Annotated in this window: 13 protein-coding genes; 4 read left to right on the forward strand and 9 right to left on the reverse strand. The window is 68.0% G+C overall.

The window, feature by feature from the left end:
* Positions 1-327: 327 nt before the first annotated feature.
* The 3 genes from AB0I23_RS33450 to thyX form a co-directional block, all read right to left on the reverse strand.
* Positions 328-2,013 carry a ribonuclease J gene (locus AB0I23_RS33450; RefSeq protein ID WP_359115052.1) on the reverse strand — a complete coding sequence of 562 codons (1,686 nt, stop codon included), beginning with the start codon at positions 2,011-2,013 and terminating at the stop codon, positions 328-330.
* Positions 2,014-2,140: 127 nt separating this feature from the next.
* Positions 2,141-3,040 carry a 4-hydroxy-tetrahydrodipicolinate synthase gene (gene dapA / locus AB0I23_RS33455; protein ID WP_359115055.1) on the reverse strand — a complete coding sequence of 300 codons (900 nt, stop codon included), beginning with the start codon at positions 3,038-3,040 and terminating at the stop codon, positions 2,141-2,143.
* A 153-nt stretch (positions 3,041-3,193) separates the two neighbouring features.
* Complete coding sequence (gene thyX / locus AB0I23_RS33460; RefSeq protein ID WP_359115058.1) at positions 3,194-3,931, reverse strand: FAD-dependent thymidylate synthase; 738 nt, start codon at positions 3,929-3,931, stop codon at positions 3,194-3,196.
* A 186-nt stretch (positions 3,932-4,117) separates the two neighbouring features.
* Here thyX and AB0I23_RS33465 point away from each other — a divergent pair, with 186 nt between their 5' ends.
* Together AB0I23_RS33465 and AB0I23_RS33470 are read left to right on the forward strand one after the other, a co-directional pair.
* Positions 4,118-4,354 carry a hypothetical protein gene (locus tag AB0I23_RS33465; protein WP_359115059.1) on the forward strand — a complete coding sequence of 79 codons (237 nt, stop codon included), beginning with the start codon at positions 4,118-4,120 and terminating at the stop codon, positions 4,352-4,354.
* Between the two features lie 93 nt (positions 4,355-4,447).
* Positions 4,448-4,999: a hypothetical protein gene (locus AB0I23_RS33470; protein WP_359115062.1), complete on the forward strand. Its 552-nt coding sequence runs from the start codon at positions 4,448-4,450 to the stop codon at positions 4,997-4,999.
* 258 nt (positions 5,000-5,257) lie between these two features.
* On the opposite strand, the gene AB0I23_RS33475 is transcribed toward AB0I23_RS33470, so the two are convergent.
* The 6 genes from AB0I23_RS33475 to eccD form a co-directional block, all read right to left on the reverse strand.
* Positions 5,258-5,749, reverse strand: coding sequence for a tetratricopeptide repeat protein (locus AB0I23_RS33475; protein ID WP_359115064.1), 492 nt, complete (start codon positions 5,747-5,749; stop codon positions 5,258-5,260).
* Positions 5,750-5,763: 14 nt separating this feature from the next.
* Positions 5,764-6,516, reverse strand: coding sequence for a 4-hydroxy-tetrahydrodipicolinate reductase (dapB, locus tag AB0I23_RS33480; protein ID WP_037699108.1), 753 nt, complete (start codon positions 6,514-6,516; stop codon positions 5,764-5,766).
* 24 nt (positions 6,517-6,540) lie between these two features.
* Positions 6,541-7,920 carry a M16 family metallopeptidase gene (locus AB0I23_RS33485; protein ID WP_359115067.1) on the reverse strand — a complete coding sequence of 460 codons (1,380 nt, stop codon included), beginning with the start codon at positions 7,918-7,920 and terminating at the stop codon, positions 6,541-6,543.
* On the reverse strand, positions 7,917-10,154 hold the full coding sequence (locus AB0I23_RS33490; protein WP_359115158.1) for a polyribonucleotide nucleotidyltransferase: 2,238 nt from the start codon (positions 10,152-10,154) through the stop codon (positions 7,917-7,919). The genes AB0I23_RS33485 and AB0I23_RS33490 overlap by 4 nt, the downstream gene beginning before the upstream one ends.
* A gap of 271 nt (positions 10,155-10,425) precedes the next feature.
* A complete protein-coding gene (gene rpsO / locus AB0I23_RS33495) occupies positions 10,426-10,716 on the reverse strand; it encodes a 30S ribosomal protein S15 (protein ID WP_003965855.1) in 291 nt (96 codons plus the stop codon).
* A 186-nt stretch (positions 10,717-10,902) separates the two neighbouring features.
* On the reverse strand, positions 10,903-12,405 hold the full coding sequence (eccD, locus tag AB0I23_RS33500; RefSeq protein ID WP_359115070.1) for a type VII secretion integral membrane protein EccD: 1,503 nt from the start codon (positions 12,403-12,405) through the stop codon (positions 10,903-10,905).
* Positions 12,406-12,649: 244 nt separating this feature from the next.
* Between eccD and eccCa the strand changes: the two genes are divergently transcribed.
* Both eccCa and AB0I23_RS33510 read left to right on the forward strand, forming a co-directional pair.
* Positions 12,650-16,624: a type VII secretion protein EccCa gene (gene eccCa / locus AB0I23_RS33505; RefSeq protein ID WP_359115073.1), complete on the forward strand. Its 3,975-nt coding sequence runs from the start codon at positions 12,650-12,652 to the stop codon at positions 16,622-16,624.
* Positions 16,625-16,795: 171 nt separating this feature from the next.
* Entirely contained in the window at positions 16,796-18,031 is a 1,236-nt protein-coding gene (locus AB0I23_RS33510; RefSeq protein WP_359115075.1) for a DUF6571 family protein, read from the forward strand.
* The last annotated feature ends 3 nt before the right edge of the window (positions 18,032-18,034 follow it).

The raw sequence follows: 18,034 nt of genomic DNA on the forward strand, positions 1-18,034 counted from the left end.
GGCCCTCTGCGAAGCAGAAGATTTGTTACTCCGCTTTCCAGTTCTTCGCTTTCGCGTTTCCCTTTCCGGCGGTTCCAACCTTACCAGACTCTTTTCGATTCCGTTTCCGGTCCGAATTTGATTCCGGTGGCCTTTGGAATGGCCTTCGCCTTTCGGCGGATCCGACTTTATCAGAAGTTCTGAGTCGGAATTTCCGACCCCCTCGGGGCGACCTCTGCGCACGAGTGCGCGGGCTGCTTCCCGGTCGGGCGGAGCCGTAAACGTACTGGAGCGGGGCGCCCGATGCAAATCGGGGGCCCCGCTCCGGAGTTCGCGCCTGTCGGAGGGTCAGACCTCGACGACGACGGGGAGGATCATCGGGCGCCGGCGGTAGGTGTCGGAGACCCACTTGCCCACCGTGCGGCGGACGAGCTGCTGCAGTTGGTGCGGTTCCATCACGCCGTCCTGGGCGGACCTGTTGATCGCTTCCTCGATCTTCGGTACGACGGCAGTGAATGCAGCGTCGTCGATACCGGAACCCCTGGCATGGATGTCGGGACCGCCGGTGATCTTGCCGGAAGAGCTGTCGACCACGATGAAGACCGTAATGATGCCCTCGTCGCCGAGGATGCGGCGGTCCTTGAGCGAGGTCTCGGTGACGTCTCCGACCGAGAGGCCGTCGACGTACACGTAACCCGCCTGGACCTTGCCGACGATCTTGGCCTTGCCGTCGACGAGGTCGACGACGACGCCATCCTCGGCGATGACGATGTGGTCCTTGGGAACGCCGGTAAGGGCGCCCAGTTCGGCGTTGGCCCGCAGGTGGCGCCATTCGCCGTGTACGGGCATCAGGTTCTTCGGCTTGCAGATGTTGTAGAAGTACAGCAGCTCGCCGGCCGAGGCGTGACCCGAGACGTGGACCTTGGCGTTGCCCTTGTGGACGACGTGGGCGCCCCAGCGGGTCAGGCCATTGATCACGCGGTAGACCGCGTTCTCATTGCCCGGGATCAGGGACGACGCCAGGATCACGGTGTCGCCCTGGACGATCCGGATCTGGTGGTCGCGGTTGGCCATCCGGGACAGCGCGGCCATCGGCTCGCCCTGTGAACCCGTACAGACCAGCACGACCTCGTCGTCCGGCAGGTCGTCGAGGGTCTTGACGTCGACGACCAGGCCCGCGGGGACCGTCAGATAACCGAGGTCCCGGGCGATGCCCATGTTGCGGACCATCGAGCGGCCGACGAAGGCGACCCGGCGGCCGTACTCGTGTGCCGCGTCGAGGATCTGCTGGATGCGGTGCACGTGGCTGGCGAAGCTCGCCACGATGATGCGCTTCTGGGCGTTCGCGAAGACCGTGCGCAGGACGTTGGAGATGTCCCGTTCGGGCGGTACGAAGCCGGGCACCTCTGCGTTCGTCGAGTCGGAGAGGAGGAGGTCGATGCCTTCCTCGCTCAGCCGGGCGAAGGCGTGCAGGTCGGTGAGACGGCCGTCCAGCGGAAGCTGGTCCATCTTGAAGTCACCGGTCGCGACAGCCATGCCCGCGGGGGTGCGGATGGCGACCGCGAGGGCATCCGGGATGGAGTGGTTGACCGCGATGAACTCGCAGTCGAAGACGCCGATGCGCTCGCGCTGGCCTTCCGCCACCTCAAGGGTGTACGGACGGATCCGGTGCTCCTGCAGCTTCGCCTCGATGAGTGCGAGAGTCAGCTTGGAGCCGATGAGCGGAATGTCCGGCTTCAGGCGCAGCAGATACGGGACGCCACCGATGTGGTCCTCGTGGCCGTGCGTGAGGACGATGCCCTCGACGTCGTCGAGGCGGTCCCGGATCGTGGAGAAGTCCGGCAGGATCAGGTCGATTCCAGGCTGTTCCTCCTCGGGGAACAGCACTCCGCAGTCGACGATGAGCAGGCGGCCGCCGTACTCGAAAACCGTCATGTTGCGGCCGATTTCGCCGAGGCCGCCGAGCGGGGTGACGCGGAGGCCACCCTTCGGGAGCTTCGGCGGGGTGCCGAGTTCGGGATGCGGATGACTCAAAAGACTCTCCTTACCACGCGCGCCACGTACCGCTGAGGCACGTGGCGCGCATGTCATTCGTGCACTTGCTGTTGTCTGATGTCGCTCTTGCGAGTGTTCTTCGCTTATTCAGTTGTGAAGTCTGTGGTTACAGCTGTACCCCGCCGGCGGCGAGATCGATCTTGAGCTGGGCCGTTTCCTGCGCGGTGAGTTCCACCAGAGGAAGGCGCAGCGGGCCTGCGGGCAGGCCCTGGAGCGCCAGTGCGGCCTTGGTCGTGATCACACCCTGGGTACGGAACATGCCGGTGAAGACCGGCAGGAGCTTCTGGTGGATCTCCGTGGCCTTCTGGACGTCGCCGCCGAGGTGCGCCTCGATGAGGGCGCGCAGGTCGGGGGTGACTACATGGCCGACGACGGAGACGAAGCCGACTGCGCCGACCGAGAGCAGCGGGAGGTTCAGCATGTCGTCGCCGGAGTACCAGGCGAGGCCGGACCGGGCGATGGCCCAGCTCGCGCGGCCGAGGTCACCCTTGGCGTCCTTGTTGGCGACGATACGCGGGTGCTCGGCGAGCCGGACCAGCGTCTCCGTGTCGATGGGCACACCACTACGGCCGGGAATGTCGTAGAGCATGACCGGCAGACCGGTGGCGTCCGCGATCGCCGTGAAGTGGCGGAAGATGCCTTCCTGCGGCGGCTTGTTGTAGTACGGCGTGACCGCCAGAAGGCCGTGAGCGCCGGAACGCTCGGCCGTGCGGGTGAGCTCGATGCTGTGGCGGGTGTCGTTGGTGCCGATACCGGCGACGACATGGGCCCGGTCCCCCACGGCTTCGAGGACTGCCCTGACGAGCTGGTCTTTCTCCGCGTCGCTGGTGGTCGGGGACTCGCCGGTGGTGCCGTTGATGATCAGGCCGTCATTGCCTGCGTCCACCAGGTGGGCGGCGAGCCGCTGGGCACCGTCGAGGTCGAGTGCGCCGTCCGCCGTGAACGGCGTGACCATCGCGGTGAGGACCCGCCCGAAGGGGGTCTGCGGAGTGGAGATCGGAGCCATGGGTAACACGCTACTCGCTGCTCAGCGCCCGGTGGTCCCTCGGGGGGAGGAAGGGATAGGAGCCCGGCACTGCCTGCTCGGGGGTTCAAGCAGTGCCGGGTCCGTTTGATCAGCCTAGATGAACTTCACGAAACGTCGCAATATGGACACCGCCTACGGGGCTACGCGTCCATTCTTGTTGAAGGCTGCATGGGTGAGCGGCATGAGCCGTGCCCAGTGCTCCTCCATCTGTTCGCCGACCATTTCGATCTCGCGCTGAGGGAAGGACGGGACCTTCGCCAGCTCGTGCTGGGTGCGCAGGCCGAGGAAGTGCATCAGCGAGCGCGCGTTGCACGTGGCGTACATCGACGAGAACAGGCCGACCGGGAGCACGGCCCGGGCGACCTCGCGTGCGACGCCGGCGGCGAGCATCTCCTGGTAGGCCTCGTACGCCTGGCCGTACGAGTCCTCCATCACGCGGCCTGTGAGCTCCTGCTGGGCCGTGGTGCCCTCGACGAACTCGTACTTGCCGGGGCGGCCCTGCTGGACGAGCTTGCGGGCCTCGCCGGGAACATAGAAGACCGGCTCCAGCTCCCTGTACCGGCCCGATTCCTCGTTGTACGACCAACCGACGCGGTGGCGCATGAACTCGCGGAACACGAAGATCGGTGCGCTGATGAAGAACGTCATCGAGTTGTGCTCGAACGGGGATCCGTGACGGTCCCGCATCAGGAAGTTGATGAGCCCTTTCGAGCGCTCCGGGTCCTTGGTGACCTCTTCGAGGGACTGCTCTCCGGCCGTGGAGACACGGGCGGCGAACAGGACGTCGGAGTCGGCCGCGGAGTGCTTCACCAGCTCGACGGTCACATCGCTGCGGAAGCTGGGCTTTGCGGGCTCGGGGGTCTCGGTCACCGGCGGGGTCCTTCCAATTGCGTCGCTCGGGCGGCGCCCACTCTACGGGCCGCCACCGACAACGAGCCTCAGAAGGTCCGTCCGGGACATTCTTCGACCAATTCACCGATTCGGGGCACCGAACGGATCCGCCGTGCGTCTGACTCAATAGCACCAGCCCTAGCAGAGTTCAAGGAGAGTTTCCTCATGTTCCGCCGGCGTGAAGCCGTCCCGTTCGCTTTCGTGGCCGAGGCCGACCGATTCCGCAGCAATGTCGCCCCGCCGCCGCGGGAGCGCGCCACCGTCTCCCAGCTGGCGGCCCGTTCCCTCGTGGGGCTCGCCGTGGTCGCCGGTCTCGCCGGATCGCTGCTCCTCGGTCTTCCAGCCCTCGCCCCGAAGCAGGCTCCGTCGCACAGCCAGCAGAGCGAGGCCGCCCACCGCTGACTCGTACGGACCCCTGGGGTGGTAGGGGCGGGGGCCTGCTCGGTAGCCTCACCAGGCACAGCAATCGAGCGTGCTTGTGAGTGAGGATCAGTCGTGCCCCTGCCCTTTCTGACGGCCGACCGCGCGTTTGACGCGAGCGCTGAGGACATTGCGCTGCCGTTCGACGACCACGACAGCTGGCGGCGCCCCTACCGCCCCGGGCCGTGGCGGGTCGCGGCGGCGGCCACCCTGTTGTTGCTCGCCTCGTTCGTGCTCATCGCAGGCATGATCACCGCGTTTGCCGGGGCGTTTTCCGGGGCCGCCGTATGTGTCGGGCTCGCCCTTGTGGTGATCTTCTGCGCCCTGCGACTGCTGCGAGTAGGAGCCTGGGTGAGCCGGCACGGGGTGCGACGGGTGGGCTTCTTCGTGACGACGACCGTGCCGTGGAACCGGGCCACAGCGGTCCGTACGGTGCAGCAGCCGGTGAGGTGGCTCGGGTTCCCGCGCACCGTGCAGGGGCAGGCCCTGATCGTCGTACGGAAGGGTGGCGAGGCCGTGCCGCCGCTGCTCACCGACAGCAATGCGGACTTCCTCGGGCGTGGCGAGGCGTTCGACCGGGCCGCCGACACGATCGAGGCCTGGGGGGACGAGTACCGGCGCGGCTAGGGCTGTCCGGCGAATCGGGGCCGGGCAGGTCGCGGCGTCCGGTGCGATGCGTCGCAAGGCGCCGGAGCGTCCGTACAGCGACGCTGTCCGGACGCTCCGGCAACGCCGCGAGGAGTGGGGTCTCCCCTGTTCGAGCGAAGCCGGAAACGTGGGGATGCCGGACGCCTCGGCCCCGGCCATGATCCGCCGGACACCCATGGGCCTTGGCGTACGGCGGCCGGTCTGCCCTCGGCCGCCGTACGGGATCGGACGATGTCCTCAGTCGCCGGACGGCACCGAGCCGGCGGACGAGCCCGGTGCACCTGTCGGCACCGGGTTCCTGTGCAGGGCGATGGCGCGCTGCATGGCCTTGCGGGCGCGCGGAGTGTCCCGGGCGTCCTGGTAGGCGACGGCGAGGCGGAACCAGCAGCGCCAGTCGTCCGGGGAGTCCTCGGTCTCCTCGCGGCGCCGTGCGAACACGGCGTCGGCCGAGTCGCGGTCGATACGGCCGCCCGGGGTACGGACCAGTTCGTCGACCGGCAGGCCGCCCTCGGCGTCGAGCTCGGTGGCAAGGGCGTTGGCCCTGCGGACGAACTGGGTGTTCTTCCACAGGAACCAGATACCGATCACCGGCAGGATCAGCACCGCGACCCCGAAAGTGACGGTGATCAGCGTGCCGTGCTCGATGAGCAGCAGGCCACGGCTGCCGACCAGGCCGAAGTAGAAGACCAGAACGGCAGCGGTGACGAGGTAAGTGATCTTTGCGCGCATGGCGGTGGGCTCAGTCAGTTCAGGTCGAGGAAGTGTTCCAGGCCGAACGTGAGGCCCGGAGTGGTCGCCACGCGGCGTGCTCCGAGCAGGATGCCCGGCATGAAGCTGCTGTGGTGCAGGGAGTCGTGGCGGATGGTGAGGGTCTCGCCCTCACCGCCGAGCAGCACTTCCTGGTGGGCCAGGAGGCCGCGGAGCCGGATCGCATGGACCCGGACCCCGTCCACGTCCGCGCCACGGGCGCCGTCGAGCGCCGTGGCCGTGGCGTCCGGCTGCGGGGCGCAGCCGGCCTTCCGCCGGGCCTCGGCGATCAGCTGGGCGGTGCGGGTGGCGGTGCCGGACGGGGCGTCGACCTTGTTGGGGTGGTGCAGTTCGACGACCTCGACGGACTCGAAGTAGCGGGCTGCCTGCTCGGCGAACTTCATGGTGAGGACTGCGCCGATCGAGAAGTTCGGCGCGATGAGCACACCGGTCTCCGGGGAGCCGGAGAGCCAGGTGTTCAGCTGCGCGAGCCGTTCGTCGGTCCAGCCGGTGGTGCCGACGACCGCGTGGATGCCGTGCCGGATGCAGAAGTCGAGGTTCCCCATCACCGACCCGGGCGTGGTGAGTTCGACCACGACCTGGGCGTCGTTCTCGGCGAGGGTCTCCAGCTTGTCGCCCCGGCCGAGAGCAGCCACCAGTTCCATGTCGTCGGCGGCCTCGACGGCTCGTACGGCTTCGGATCCGATGCGGCCATTGGCGCCGAGAACGGCCACGCGCAGCTTGCTCATTGCTCTGCTTCCTTACGGGTGGAGTTAGGAGACCGCTTCGTCGAGGCGGCCGGCCTGCTTGTCCGTGAGCGGCCCGATGACGGAGAGCGACGGTCGCTGTCCGAGGACTTCGCCGGCCACCGCGCGGACGTCATCGGGGGTGACCCGCGCCATCCGGGACAGCAGGTCGTCGACCGACATCTGGTCGCCCCAGCACAGCTCGCTCTTGCCGATACGGTTCATCAGCGCACCGGTGTCCTCCAGGCCGAGGACGGTGGAGCCGGAGAGCTGGCCGATGGCGCGGTCGATCTCCTCGTCGCTCAGTCCGTCGGACGCTACCCGCTCGAGCTCGTCACGGCAGATCTTCAGGACATCGTGGACCTGGCTGGGCCGGCATCCCGCGTACACGCCGAAGAGTCCGCAGTCGGCGAAGCCCGAGGTGTACGAATACACGCTGTAGGCGAGTCCGCGCTTCTCCCGTACCTCCTGGAAGAGGCGGGAGCTCATGCCGCCGCCGAGGGCGGTGTTGAGTACGCCGAGTGCCCAGCGGCGCTTGTCGGTGCGGGCCAGACCCGGCATGCCGAGGACGACGTGGGCCTGCTCGGTCCTGCGGTTCAGCACCTCGACCCGGCCTGCGGTGCGCAGGGTGCGGGAGCCCTCGCGCGGTGCGACCGGGATGGCGTCGGTGCGGGTCAGCGCGCCGGCACGCTCGAAGGCCCGACGGACCTGGCGGACGACCGTGGCGTGGTCGACATTGCCCGCCGCGGCGACGACCAGGTGGGTCGGGTCGTAGTGCTTCTTGTAGAAGCGGGCGATCTGGCCGCGGCTGAGCGCGTTGATCGTGTCGACGGTGCCGAGGACCGGCCGGCCGAGGGGGGTGTCGCCGAGCATCGTGTGCGCGAACAGGTCGTGCACGCAGTCGCCCGGGTCGTCCTCCGTCATCGCGATCTCTTCGAGGATGACGCCGCGCTCGGCGTCGACGTCCTCCGGGGCGATCAGCGAGCCGGTCAGCATGTCGCAGACGACATCGATGGCCAGCGGCAGGTCGGTGTCGAGCACTCGCGCGTAATAGCAGGTGTACTCCTTCGCCGTGAAGGCGTTCATCTCGCCGCCGACCGCGTCGATCGCGGACGATATGTCGAGGGCGCTGCGCCGGTCCGTGCCCTTGAAGAGGAGGTGTTCGAGGTAGTGCGTCGCGCCGTTCAGCGTGGGTGTCTCGTCGCGTGATCCGACGTTGGCCCAGATCCCGAAGGTGGCGGAGCGTACGGAGGGCAGGGTCTCGGTGACGATCCGCAGACCGCCGGGGAGGATCGTGCGGCGGACGGTGCCGACGCCGTTGCTGCCCTTGAGAAGCGTTTGGGTACGGGCGACGGCCCGCGCCTCGGAGGAGGCACGGGCCGTCGTCACGGAACTACGGGACGTCACTTGGCAGCGTCGTCCTTCTTCTCGGACCCCGCGGCGGAGCCGCTGTCGGACTCAGCGCCCTCGATCACGGGGATGAGGGAGAGCTTGCCGCGGGAGTCGATCTCGGCGATCTCGACCTGGACCTTGGCTCCGACCGCGACCACGTCCTCGACGTTCTCCACACGCTTGCCACCGGCGAGCTTGCGGATCTGCGAGATGTGCAGCAGGCCGTCCTTGCCCGGCATGAGGGAGACGAACGCACCGAAGGTGGTGGTCTTGACGACCGTACCCAGGTAGCGCTCGCCGACCTCCGGCATGGTCGGGTTGGCGATCGCGTTGATCGTGGCGCGGGCGGCCTCGGCCTGCGAGCCCTGCTGGGCACCGATGTAGATGGTGCCGTCGTCCTCGATCGTGATGTCGGCGCCGGTGTCCTCCTGGATCTGGTTGATCATCTTGCCCTTGGGGCCGATGACCTCGCCGATCTTGTCCACCGGGATCTTGACCGTGATGATCCGCGGGGCGTTCGGGGACATCTCGTCCGGGACGTCGATGGCCTCGTTCATCACATCAAGGATGTGGAGGCGGGCGTCGCGGGCCTGCTTCAGCGCGGCGGCCAGGACCGAGGCGGGGATGCCGTCGAGCTTGGTGTCGAGCTGCAGCGCGGTGACGAACTGCTTCGTACCGGCGACCTTGAAGTCCATGTCACCGAACGCGTCCTCGGCACCGAGGATGTCGGTCAGGGCGACGTAGTGGGTCTTGCCGTCGATCTCCTGGGAGATCAGACCCATGGCGATACCGGCGACGGCGGCCTTGAGCGGCACACCGGCGTTCAGCAGCGACATGGTGGAGGCGCAGACCGATCCCATGGACGTCGAGCCGTTGGAGCCCAGCGCCTCGGAGACCTGGCGGATCGCGTAGGGGAACTCCTCGCGCGACGGCAGCACCGGCACGATGGCCCGCTCGGCGAGCGCGCCGTGGCCGATCTCACGGCGCTTCGGCGAGCCCACACGGCCGGTCTCACCGACGGAGTACGGCGGGAAGTTGTAGTTGTGCATGTAGCGCTTGCGGGTCACCGGGGAGAGGGTGTCCAGCTGCTGCTCCATACGGAGCATGTTGAGGGTGGTGACGCCCAGGATCTGGGTCTCGCCACGCTCGAACAGCGCCGAGCCGTGCACGCGCGGGATGGCCTCGACCTCGGCGGCGAGCGTACGGATGTCCGTGACGCCACGGCCGTCGATGCGGACCTTGTCCTTGATGACGCGCTCGCGGACCAGCTTCTTGGTCAGCGCGCGGTAGGCGCCGGAGATCTCCTTCTCGCGGCCCTCGAACTGCGGGAGCAGCTTCTCGCCGGCGATCTCCTTGATGCGGTCCAGTTCCGCCTCGCGCTCCTGCTTGCCGGCGATGGTGAGCGCCTTGGCGAGCTCGGTGCTGACCGCGGCGGTGAGCGCCTCCAGGACGTCGTCCTGGTAGTCGAGGAAGACCGGGAAGTCGCCGGTGGGCTTGGCAGCCTTGGCGGCCAGGTCCGACTGGGCCTTGCAGAGGACCTTGATGAACGGCTTCGCGGCCTCGAGACCGGCGGCGACGATCTCCTCGGTCGGGGCCTCGGCGCCGTCCTTGACGAGCTGGATGGTCCTCTCGGTGGCCTCGGCCTCGACCATCATGATCGCGACGTCGCCGTCCTCGAGGACGCGACCGGCGACGACCATGTCGAAGACGGCGTCCTCGAGCTCGGTGTGCGTCGGGAACGCGACCCACTGGCCCTTGATCAGGGCGACACGGGTGCCGCCGATCGGGCCGGAGAAGGGCAGGCCAGCCAGCTGCGTGGAGCAGGAGGCGGCGTTGATCGCGACCACGTCGTACAGGTGGTCGGGGTTGAGCGCCATGATCGTCTCGACGATCTGGATCTCGTTGCGCAGGCCCTTCTTGAAGGAGGGGCGCAGCGGCCGGTCGATCAGGCGGCAGGTGAGGATGGCGTCCTCGGAGGGGCGGCCCTCGCGGCGGAAGAAGGAGCCGGGGATCTTACCGGCGGCGTACTGCCGCTCCTCGACGTCGACCGTGAGGGGGAAGAAGTCCAGTTGGTCCTTGGGCTTCTTGGACGCGGTGGTGGCCGACAGCACCATGGTGTCGTCGTCCAGGTACGCAACGGCGGAGCCGGCGGCCTGCTTGGCCAGGCGGCCCGTCTCGAAGCGGATGGTGCGGGTGCCGAAGGTTCCGTTGTCGATAACGGCCTCGGCGTAGTGGGTCTCGTTCTCCACTAGCGTTTTCTCCATACTCGTCGTCTTTCGTCCTGCCGCCCGTGTGGCGGAGGACGGCGCGGAGAAGCGCGCCGTGTGTGCGGGCCGGTCTTCGATCGAAGCTCCCGGGCGTTGTCCCGGGGGCCACTACCGAGGACCGGCGGCGGCCGTGGCGCGCCTCTCCTCGTTCTGGTGTTGTACGTCCAGGTTACTGAGGCTGACCCCGGTCCTGCACGTACAGCAAAGGGAGCGGCCCCCTGGAACCGGGGTACCGCTCCCTCTCACAGCGTCCTTACTTGGCGCCGCCGGCCGCACCACGGCGGATGCCGAGGCGGTCGACGAGCGCACGGAAGCGCTGGATGTCCTTCTTGGCCAGGTACTGCAGGAGGCGGCGACGCTGGCCGACCAGGATCAGCAGACCACGACGGGAGTGGTGGTCGTGCTTGTGCGTCTTGAGGTGCTCCGTCAGGTCCGAGATCCGGCGGGAGAGCATGGCGACCTGGACCTCGGGGGATCCGGTGTCACCCTCCTTCTGGGCGAACTCGGACATGATCTGCTTCTTCGTAGCGGCGTCGAGCGGCACGCGTACTCCTCTTGGTGTTCGATGCGCCCACGAGTGCCCCTGGTCTTGATCTCAGGGGAGCTTCCGTGACTCGGAGGCGAGGGTCCGATGAGCGCAGTCCCCAGGAGGCCCCGGAGGCGCGTACACAAACGGCCACCAGTCAGACTACCAGTCGCCGAGGCCCCGGCCGTCCGTGGCACCTGGGGATCAGCTGGTGAGTGCGCGGATCGAGTGGTAGACGTCGAAAACGGCGAGGCACAGCGGCAGCAGCGTCAGGAGCACGCACGCTTCGGCGATCTCCAGGAAGCGCCCCCAGAACGGGGTGACTCCCTTGCGCGGCACGATCAGCCCCACGGCAGTGATCAGCGCGGCAACGCCCGCGACTGCGGCGGTGAACCAGATCGTACGGATGTCGAGCCCTGCGGTGTCCCCCTCGAACGCCTCGCGCACCAGCGCCGTCGGCGGGTTGAGAGACAGTCCGAGGCCGAGGAGCACCAGTGCGCCGAGGCCCGCCGCCAGGGCGCAGCCGACCTGGGCGGTGTAACGGAACAGGTGGGCGCGCATCAGCATCGCGATCCCGGTGGCGAGGGCCAGCAGCTGGCCCCAGACGCTGTCCGAGAAGCCGAGCACGGCTGCGGCTCCCACGGCCACCAGCGCGCATCCGCCGACCAGGCCGACGAGCAGCTCGTGGCCGCGCCGTGCTTGAGCGGCGATGCGGTCGGCGTCGACCGGGCCCTGCGGCGCCGGGTCGGACATCCCGTAGTCACCGACGGTGGTACGGGGCGGCTCGAAACCGATGGGGAGGCGGGCGAAGCGGGTGGAGAGTCCCGGCAGGAAGGCGAGGAGCCCCACGGAGAGGGGGGCGGACACGGCCGCGGTCTCGGCCGGCTCCATACCGGTCGTGATCGCGACGAAGGTCACCAGCACGCCGATGGCAGCGGCGAACACGAACGCGACGAAGGTGCCGTCGCCTTCGGGCGCGGCGATCATGAGGATCACCGCCGCCACCAGCACGGCGGTGCAGGCGAGCAGGAACTGGAGCCTGCCGATGCCCTGGCCCTCGCCGAGCGGCAACAGCCCGGCACCGGCGACCGCCGCGTTCGCGAGTACGCCGATCCCCAACGCGATGGACGATCCACGGTCGACGTACACGCGCGCGCGTACGCAGGCGAGCGCGAGAAGAAGTACGGCGGTGACGGCGGCCAGGATGCCCGGCAGGCCGTGCATGTCGTGCCGGAGGTCGGAGGTCCACAGCACGAAACCGAGCAGGACCAGCAGGACCGACCCGCCGAAGAGCCCGGCCGATCGCATGAGGCTGTCGCCCCAGAGGGTGCGGTCCCGGGCGACGGCGGTGGCGACGGCATCGGAGACGTCGTCGAAGACCGCGGGGGGCAGCGACTCGGAGAAGGGCCGCAGGGACAGCAGTTCGCCGTCGAGGATGCGCTGGCCGGCCAGGGTGCGCCCGCCGTCGAGGACGGCGCCGTCGCGGCGTACCAGGTGATAGCCGACCGGAGCGCCCTGCGTGGGGCTCTGCCCCGCCAGCCGGAGGATCTCCGGGTAGAGGTCCGCGACGGGGATGTCCTCGGGCAGCGCCACGTCGACGCGGCTGTCGGGCGCGACGACCGTGACCCGGCAGAAACCGGTTCCGTTGCCGGCCGGAACTCCGGGACCCGGTCGACCGGATCCGGTAGCCGCCGTTTGGGTCGTCATAGTCACGTGCTGCTCCCCCTCATGGTTCTGCTGGCTCTCCTGGAACGCACCCCTGGATCACGGGATCAACCCGCGTCCCGAATGACCCATTTTTTTGCGGTAGTTAGCGGATGCGTACACGCGTCGCGACACCCTACCGCCCTCGGGTCATCCCGTACGCCAGTAGGATCCTCCCGCGGACGGGGCCCGTCGCCACGGGGGCGCCGATAGGAACAGTTCCGTCCGGCAAGGGAATTGGTGAGCTGTGAGCCAGATTGTCGTCAAGCGCCCACCGCGGGCCCTCCCCTCCGAAGTTCCGGGCGAGCAGGTGCAGTTGCAACCTCCACCCGAGCTGCCTCGTGGCCAGCAGGAGGGGGTGATGATGCAACTGCTGCCGATGCTCGGCATGGGAGGTTCCGTCGTCTTCTTCTTCATGACGCCGAACCCGATCATGCGGATCATGGGCATGATCATGATCGCGTCCACGGTCGCGATGGCCATTGCGATGATCATTCGCTTCCGGCGCGGCACCCAGGGTCAGCTCGCAGACATGCGGCGTGACTATCTGAAATATCTGACGCAGACCAGGCGCGCCGTGCTGAAAACGGCCCGCATGCAGCGCGACGCACAGTTCTATCTCCACCCGTCCCCGGAACAGCTGTGGGCGCTCGTCGCTGAGGGCAGCCGGGTGTGGGAGCGCCGCGTCGGCGACGCGGACTTCGCGCACGTACGCATAGGCCTGGGCAGCCAGGAACTCGCCACGCCGCTCGTCGCGCCCGACACCGCGCCTGTCGATGAGCTGGAGCCGCTGACCGCCGGGGCGATGCAGCAGTTCATCACGACCCACAGCACGCTGGACGGCCTGCCGATGGCGGTCTCGCTGCGCGCCTTCTACCACCTGACGATCAGCGGCGAGGCGGAGTCCGTGCGCTCCACAGCCCGCGCGATGGTCGGTGCGCTCGCCTCGCTGCACTCCCCCGAGGACCTGATCATCACCGTCGCGACCGGCCGGGACGCCGCCCCGCACTGGGAATGGACGAAGTGGCTCCCGCACGTGCAGGCCCCGGGCTCCATCGACGGTGCCGGCAGCCGTCGCCTGATCACCACGAGTGCCGCGGAGCTGGAGGAGATGCTCGCGGGCCGTCTCGACGGGCGGCCGCGCTTCCAGCCCGATGGCCAGCCGCTCCTGGACCAGCCCCATGTCGTCGTCGTGCTCGACGGCCAGTCCGTACCGGCGACGTCCGCGCTCGCCGCGGCCGAGGGCCTTCAGGGCGTGACGGTCGTCGAGATCGTCCCGGGCCAGGTCAACGGAGCGCGCGGCGGCCTCTCCATCGTGGTGGACCCCCACTCGTTGCGGTTGGAGTCCGGACACGGACTGGTGTACGACGGTCTTCCCGACCTGCTGAGTCACGAGGCCGCCGAAGCACTGGCCCGGCAACTGGCCCCGCTCCACGTGGCCTCGGGCGGGGACGACGACGAACCGCTGCTCGCCAATCTGGAGTTCACCGATCTGCTGAATCTCGGCGACGCCGCCTCGGTCGACGTCAGCCGGACCTGGCGGGCCCGCTCGCAGGCGGAGCGGCTGCGTGTCCCGATCGGCGTCGGCGAGGACGGCGCCCCGGTGATGCTGGACCTCAAGGAGGCGGCGCAGGAGGGCATGGGGCCGCACGGCCTGTGCGTCGGCGCCACCGGTTCCGGCAAGTCCGAACTGCTGCGTACGCTCGTACTCGGCCTTGCCGTCACCCACACCTCGGAGACGCTCAACTTCGTCCTCGCGGACTTCAAGGGCGGTGCCACCTTCGCCGGCATGGCACAGATGCCCCACGTCGCAGCGGTGATCACCAACCTCGCGGACGATCTGACGCTGGTGGACCGCATGGGTGACTCCATCAGCGGTGAGCTCAACCGCCGCCAGGAGATGCTGCGCGACGCCGGCAACTACGCCAACATCCATGACTACGAGAAGGCGCGTGCCGCGGGTGCCCCGCTGCAGCCCATTCCCTCCCTCGTCCTGGTCATCGACGAGTTCAGCGAACTGCTCACGGCCAAACCCGACTTCATCGAGATGTTCGTGCAGATCGGGCGTATCGGCCGTTCGCTGGGCGTCCATCTGCTGCTGGCCTCACAGCGCCTCGAAGAGGGGCGGCTGCGCGGACTGGAGACCTATCTGTCGTACCGGATCGGTCTGCGTACGTTCTCCGCGGGCGAGTCCCGGGCGGCGCTGGGCGTGCCCGATGCCTACCACCTGCCCAACGTCCCCGGTTCCGGCTACTTGAAGTACGGCACGGACGAGATGGTGCGGTTCAAGGCCGCGTACGTCTCCGGGGTGTACCGCTCGGTCGCCCAGCCCGCCGCGTCCTCCGGCCCTCTGCCGGTGGACCGCAGGCCGGTGGTGTTCACGGCGGCTCCGGTGCCGGTGCGGTACGTACAGCCGAGCCCGCAGCCCGGGACCTTCGTACCCGATGCGCGTACGGCGGAGGACGACGCGCTGGCGGACACGGTGCTCGATGTGATCGTGCGCCGGCTGGAGGGCCGAGGGGCCTCCGCACACCAGGTCTGGCTTCCTCCGCTCGACAACCCGCCGTCGCTGGACGAGCTCCTGCCGGGGCTCTCCGCGGTCGAGGGCCGTGGGCTGACCCAGCCCGGGTTCGAGGGCGCGGGCCGACTGGTCGTACCGCTGGGTGTGGTCGACAAGCCGTACGAGCAGCGGCGCGACACGCTCTACCGGGACTTCTCCGGTGCGGCGGGCCATATGCAGATCACCGGCGGTCCGCAGTCGGGCAAGTCCACGCTGCTGCGCACACTCATCGCGGGCTTCGCACTCACCCACACGCCCCAGGAAGTCCAGTTCTACGGGCTCGACTTCGGTGGCGGCGGCATGGCCTCGGTCTCCGGTCTGCCCCACGTCGGAGGGATCGCGTCCCGGCTCGATCCGGAGCGGGTACGGCGTACGGTCTCCGAGGTGTACGGGATCATGGCGCGGCGTGAGGAGTACTTCCGCAGCGCGGGCATCGATTCTATCGCCACCTTCCGCAGGCTGCGGGCGCGCGGCGACATCTCAGTCACGGACCAGCCCTGGGGCGACGTCTTCCTGATCATCGACGGGTGGGGCAACTTCCGTACGGACTACGAGGGCCTGGAAGCGGCAGCCGTGGACATCGCGGCACGCGGCCTCGGATACGGCATCCACCTGATCGTCACGGCGTCACGCTCCATGGAGGTCAGGGCCAACCTCAAGGACCATCTGATGAACCGGCTCGAACTGCGGCTCGGTGACGTCATGGACTCCGAACTGGACCGCAAGGCCGCGGTCAACGTGCCGGCCGGCGTGCCCGGTCGTGGTCTCACGCCGGAGAAGCTGCACTTCATGGCCGCGGTACCGCGGATCGACGGCATCAACTCCGACAGCGACCTCTCCGAGGCGACGGCGGCCATGAACCAGGAGGTCGCCCGGCACTGGACCGCGGCACCCGCCCCGGGGGTCCGTCTACTGCCCCGCGAACTCCCGGCGCACGAACTGCCCGCGGGCTACGCGCATCCGGAGCGGGGCATCGCGTTCGGTATCGACGAGAACAACCTGGAGCCGGTCTTCCTCGACTTCGAACGCGACCCGTTCTTCCTGGTGTTCGGCGAGAGCGAGTCCGGCAAGTCCAATCTGCTGCGGCTGCTCATCAAGCAGTTGGCCGAGCGGTACGACGGGAACGTCTGCAAGTTCTTCGTCATCGACAACCGGCGAACGCTCCTGGACGTCACGCCTGCGACGCACCTGGCGGAGTACGTGCCCATGTCCAACAACATGGAGCACCACATGGACGCGCTGTACGACCTGATGAAGCGTCGTACGCCGTCGCCCGACGTCACGGCGCAGGAGCTGCGCGAACGCAGCTGGTGGAGCGGTCCGACGGTGTACGTGGTCGTCGACGACTACGACCTGGTCTCCACGTCGAGCGGGAACCCGCTGGCCAAGCTCACGGAGATGCTGCCGTTCTCACGTGACGTCGGCGTCCGGTTCATCATCGCCCGTAGCACGGCGGGGGCCGGACGGGCCCTGTACGAGCCGTTCATGCAGCGCATCATGGAGCTGGGCGCGCAGGGCCTGATGCTCTCGGGCGACCCCGTCGAGGGGGACGTCCTCGGCAACGTACGACCGCGCCCGATGCCCCCGGGGCGCGGGGTCTTCGTCACGCGGCGGCGGGGGAATCCGCTGGTGCAGTCGGGGCTCATGGACGGGGAACCGTAGGGGCGAGTGAGGTGGCGGGGCGGTGTACCGGTGGCGGTCGGTACGCCCCGTTCCGCCCTCCCCTCGCCCGGCACCGGGCGGGTGGTTGATGCGGCTGCCTGTCCCAGAAGAGATTCCGAAAGTCCGGCATTCCCGGCACACACTGGAGGGTTCGCCTGGACGCGCATGGGGATGGATCCTCTCCTCAATCGCACCGGAACCGACTCCGGATCGGACCCGATGACCGGCTTCATGAAGGCCCTCTCCAACAGCCCCGACGCCGCCACGGACTTCTTCAGCGACACCTTCGTGACGAAGGATGAGGATCACGACTTCGAGGAAGACGCCGACAAGAACGGGAAGAACGAGAAGAGGGAACTCAGCAACTTCGACTACCTCTTCGGGGAGCGGGACTGGCCCAAGGACCAGAACGACAAGGGCGACGACAGCGTCACCGGCCGAAACGCCATGGCCTTGGCTCTGGAAGCAGCGACGACCGGCCATCCCGCGGGCGAAATGCCTACGGAAGACACGCCGGCACACAATGCGGATCAGGCCGCACTGACGAAGAGCCTGGTCGAAGCCATTTCGGAGAAGCCCGAACTCTTGAGTGGCCACAGTTACATGTCCGACAGTATCGGGCAGATCGCAGCGGAATACATGCCGGATATTCACCGGTCACTGAATGCGAACCGCAGCGGCCAGGAGAATTTGTTCCCCATCGCAGGCTCCCCGGCCTCGCTCACGGAGCACGACACCACTCGTTTCCTCTACATGCTGGGACGAAACCCGGAGGGATACGCCGCAGTCAATGTCGGACAGCACAGCTACACGGCAAACCTGATGGAGTACCACTTCCGCAACCCTGATGCGTTCATCACAGACCCTGAATTTTCACAGAGCGAGAACCTGAAGCAAGCGATCGTATCGACCGCAGAGGTGGCCGGTGAGATCCAGGGAACCATTGGCGCGGGACGTTCGTACGAAGTGGAAGTAGAGGGCGGAGCCAAGGACGCCGATTACAACAAGGCGATCGAGACCACAAGTACCTGGGTCGGCAGTGCTGTCGGCATCGGTGTCGGACTGGGCACGGCCCCGATGATCGGGCCGGGCGGGGCCGTGGCAGGAGGGCTGGCGGGCACCGCTGCGGACGAGATCATCGGCGCATTCACAGAAGGTGCCATGAAAGACAGCTCCGGGGAGGTCATCTACAGCAACGGCCAAGACATGGACGCGACCAAGGAATCGACCTATAAGCTGGTCGAGAAATCTGCCGAAACAGCCGGGCAGCGGTCAGGGAATCCGTCGCCGCACATTGTTGCCTCCGTGGCACCCGCAGCAGAAGAGGGGTTCAATAACGCCAGCACCAACATTCGTTCCTCTCTCGATGGTGAGGGAAACCCGAGGAAGCTCGAGGAGGAGAAGTAATTC

The sequence above is a fragment of the Streptomyces atratus genome, assembly GCF_040655115.1.
GTDB classification, from domain to species: domain Bacteria; phylum Actinomycetota; class Actinomycetes; order Streptomycetales; family Streptomycetaceae; genus Streptomyces; species Streptomyces atratus_D.

Bases quoted from the DNA above. Each gene is read 5' to 3' on its own strand.
- dapA (WP_359115055.1), bottom strand. From the start codon at position 3,040: ATGGCTCCGATCTCCACTCCGCAGACCCCCTTCGGGCGGGTCCTCACC.
- AB0I23_RS33465 (WP_359115059.1), top strand. From the start codon at position 4,118: ATGTTCCGCCGGCGTGAAGCCGTCCCGTTCGCTTTCGTGGCCGAGGCC.
- AB0I23_RS33475 (WP_359115064.1), bottom strand. From the start codon at position 5,749: ATGCGCGCAAAGATCACTTACCTCGTCACCGCTGCCGTTCTGGTCTTC.
- dapB (WP_037699108.1), bottom strand. From the start codon at position 6,516: ATGAGCAAGCTGCGCGTGGCCGTTCTCGGCGCCAATGGCCGCATCGGA.
- eccD (WP_359115070.1), bottom strand. From the start codon at position 12,405: ATGACGACCCAAACGGCGGCTACCGGATCCGGTCGACCGGGTCCCGGA.
- AB0I23_RS33510 (WP_359115075.1), top strand. From the start codon at position 16,796: ATGGATCCTCTCCTCAATCGCACCGGAACCGACTCCGGATCGGACCCG.